The sequence below is a fragment of the Pseudoalteromonas sp. S3178 genome, from assembly GCF_005886985.1.
Taxonomy (GTDB): Bacteria; Pseudomonadota; Gammaproteobacteria; order Enterobacterales; family Alteromonadaceae; genus Pseudoalteromonas; species Pseudoalteromonas carrageenovora.
The window spans coordinates 1-443 of sequence record NZ_PNCW01000618.1; the positions used below are offsets into that span (position 1 = coordinate 1).

The 443-nt window shown below is 43.1% G+C and carries 1 protein-coding gene; it reads left to right on the forward strand.

What is annotated here, in order from left to right; genetic code table 11:
* The coding region (locus CWC11_RS22475; RefSeq protein WP_138684286.1) for an alpha/beta fold hydrolase at positions 1–443 on the forward strand (443 nt) is incomplete at both ends.

Here is a 443-nt window from a genome sequence, read left to right on the forward strand (position 1 = left end):
TTACGATATGCTCGTGAAAACCGTGACATTTTATTGGTTGATCAACGAGGCACGGGTAAATCATTGAAATTACAGTGTCAGTCTGATGATTTGGTGACACAGTTTGCGTTCAATGATGCATTGATTGACATGAACATCCTTGCTAAAGAAGACACTCAGCGTTGTAAATCTGAGATAAAGGTTGATTTGAGCCACTTCACGACACCTGTTGCAGCAAAAGATTTTGAAGCAGTTCGCAAAGCTTTGGGTTATACCGGGTTACATTTATACGGTGTGTCTTATGGTACGCGTATAGCGCAAGAGTATACTCGTCAATTTCCAGATTCGGTGCTAACCAGTACGTTGGATGGCGTTGCACCAATGCAACAGGGTTTGTCGGCAATTGGTCATGCCATAGATATGTCACTCGATGCGTTGCTTAAACGTTGTACCACAGACGTGCA